Raw genomic sequence first — 2,757 nt, 5'->3', positions numbered from 1 at the left:
CGGCCTTTGCCGCGGTGGCGGCTTCATCGCCGGTCTGAGGTCGGGCATCTGGCGGCTGGACGGGCAGGGCCGTAAACGTGCAAAGCTCGCCGACAACCCCGAGGGAACCGAGTTCAGCCGGTTCAATGATGGCCGCGTCGGACCGGACGGCCGTCTTTATGTGGGCACCGTCGATGAATCACGCCAACACAAAGCGAAGCTCTATCGCTACGATAGCGATGGGCTTGCTCCGCTGATGGATGGGTTGATGACATCAAATGGCCTGGCGTTCTCGCCGGATGGCGCAACGATGTATCACGTGGACTCGCCCGCCTCGAAAGTGACCGTGCAGGATTTCGACCGGTCGACCGGAAGCATAGCGGGTGCGCGCGTGCTGATCGACATACCCGACAATCCCGCCGCTCGCCCGGATGGCGCGACGATGGATGTCGAAGGCTGCTACTGGCTGGCGATCTTCGGGGCGGCAGTCGTCCGGCGGTTTTCACCACGAGGCGAGTTGATGGCTGAATATCCGGTTCCGGTGAAGTGCCCGACCATGCCGGCATTTGGGGGTGTCGATATGCGAACCCTCTATGTCACGACGGCCGGAAGCCGCAGGCCGGCCGAGGAGATGGAGCAGTTCCCGCATTCAGGCAGCTTGTTTGCGATGAGGGCGCCGGTGGCCGGCATGCCTGAACCGCTGTTCGACGAGGACATTTGAGGAAACAGAAGCCGGCCTCTGAGGGTCGGTTTTTGATCACTGTCAGCTTGCAAGACATGGAAGGGGCGGCCGGATCATCCGGCCGCCCTTTGTCGGTTATTCGAAGCCCATGATCTTGTGGGGTACGTAGTGCTCAGTCAGTTCCGTCAGGTCTTCCGGCGTCAGCCGGATGGACACGGCCTCGGCGGCATCGACGATCTGGCTTTCGCGGCTGACGCCGACGATCGGCGCGGCAACCGCCGGGTTGGACAGCAGCCAGGCGATGGCGATGCGGGCACGCGGCACGCCGTGACGCTTGGCAACATTGGCAACCGCGTTGATGACCCGTCCGTCCGCATCTTCCGTGTCGCCGTAAAGCACCGGACGCAGAAGGTCCGTACCCTTGCGAAGCGATTCATGTCCGTCTTCGCGTGCGAGCAATCCACGTGCAAGCGGGCTCCAGGGAATGAGGCCCACGCCTTCGGCTGCGCAGAGCGGCACCATTTCCCGCTCTTCCTCCCGGTTCAGCAGGTTGTAGTGGTTCTGCATGGAGATGAAGCGCGCCCATCCCTTGTGATCCGACAAGTAGAGCGCCTTGGCGAATTTCCAGGCATGCATGGAGGATGCGCCGATATAGCGGACCTTGCCGATCTTCACGAGATCGGAAAGCGCTTCGAGGGTTTCCTCGATCGGCGTCACCGGGTCCCAGCGGTGGATCTGATAGAGATCCACATAATCGGTGCCGAGCCGGCGCAGGCTGTGATCGATTTCCTGCATGATCGCCTTTCGCGACAGGCCCTTGGCATTGGGGCCGTCACGCAGCGGCGAGTTGATCTTGGTCGCGAGCACGATCTCGTCGCGCTTGGCGTAGTCCTTCAATGCACGCCCGACGATCTCTTCGCTCGTACCGTTGGAGTAGATATTGGCGGTATCGAAGAAGTTGACGCCAAGTTCGATCGCCTTCTTGATCAGCGGGCGGCTGTCCTCTTCCGTGAGAGTCCATTTGGGATTGCCGCGGTCCGGCTCGCCGAAGGTCATGCATCCCAAGCAGATGCGCGAGACCTCCAGCCCCGACTTGCCCAATTTTGTATATTCCATTGTCATAACTCCGAGTTACTTGCTTTCCTGGATGAGCTCGATGCGGTAACCGTCCGGATCATCGACAAAGGCGATGACGGTGGTTCCGAATTTCACAGGCCCGGGCTCGCGGATGATCTTGACGCCTTCCTTGCGCATGGTGTCGCAGGCCGCGTAGATATCCGGCACGCCGATGGCGAGATGCCCGAACCCGTTGCCTTTTTCATAGGTTTCGACGCCGTAATTGTAGGTCAGCTCGATCAGCGGATCGGTTTTCTCCTCGCCGTAGCCGATGAATACGTTGGTGTATTTACCTTCCGGCACGTCGATCGTGCGGATGACACTCATGCCGAAATGCGTCTGGTAGAAATCGATCGAGCGCTTGAGGTCGCCGACGCGGATCATGGCGTGCATGATTCTCGCGGCCTTGGCGGATGAGGCTACTGTGGCCATGGTTTTGTCTCCTTCCATGTGATGATCGCCATTGTTGGCGATCGTGAAAAACAAAAATCCATCGAAAACAAAAACTTAGACTGGAAATCAAAGTTTTGTTATGTAAAATCATCCAAAGATTGCGCATGAATATAACTGAATTTGGCGCACGTCTCGTGGTGGAGGATCGAATGGATTTGACAGGCAAAGTGGTGTTGGTGACGGGAGCCGGCTCCGGCATTGGAAAGGCGACTGCCATGATGATGGCGGCCAGTGGCGCGAAGGTTGCCGTCTTGAGCAGGACGCAGAGCGAAATACTCAAGGCGAAAGAGGAAATAGAAGGCAGTGGCGGCCAGGCGATGGCACTGACGGCCGATGTCAGCCTGGACGCCGACATGAAACGGGCTGTCGAACAGGTGATTGCGCATTGGGGACGGCTCGACTGCGTCATTGCCAATGCCGGCATCAACGGGGTATGGGCGCCGATCGACGATCTTCAGCCCGACGAGTGGGACAAGACCATCGCCGTCAACCTGCGCGGCACCTATCTGACGATCCATCACACGGTT

At 59.2% G+C, this 2,757-nt stretch carries 4 protein-coding genes; 2 read left to right on the top strand and 2 right to left on the bottom strand.

The window, feature by feature from the left end; translation table 11 throughout:
* Positions 1-700 (top strand): SMP-30/gluconolactonase/LRE family protein (locus VL202_RS06990; RefSeq protein WP_325463411.1); only part of this gene is annotated, 700 nt, incomplete at its 5' end.
* Between the two features lie 96 nt (positions 701-796).
* Here VL202_RS06990 and VL202_RS06985 read toward each other — a convergent pair.
* Together VL202_RS06985 and gloA are read right to left on the bottom strand one after the other, a co-directional pair.
* Positions 797-1,777: an aldo/keto reductase gene (locus VL202_RS06985; RefSeq protein ID WP_056333710.1), complete on the bottom strand. Its 981-nt coding sequence runs from the start codon at positions 1,775-1,777 to the stop codon at positions 797-799.
* A gap of 15 nt (positions 1,778-1,792) precedes the next feature.
* Positions 1,793-2,209 (bottom strand): lactoylglutathione lyase, encoded by a 417-nt coding sequence (gene gloA / locus VL202_RS06980; protein WP_325463410.1) that lies wholly within the window; start codon positions 2,207-2,209, stop codon positions 1,793-1,795.
* A gap of 170 nt (positions 2,210-2,379) precedes the next feature.
* Here gloA and VL202_RS06975 point away from each other — a divergent pair.
* Positions 2,380-2,757: SDR family NAD(P)-dependent oxidoreductase (locus VL202_RS06975; protein WP_325463409.1), on the top strand; the 378-nt coding region annotated here is incomplete at its 3' end.

This window comes from Pararhizobium sp. (assembly GCF_035497515.1).
Classification (GTDB): domain Bacteria; phylum Pseudomonadota; class Alphaproteobacteria; order Rhizobiales; family Rhizobiaceae; genus Pararhizobium.
The sequence above is the reverse complement of the archived record's forward strand: the minus strand, read 5'-3'. Positions and strand labels throughout refer to the sequence as shown.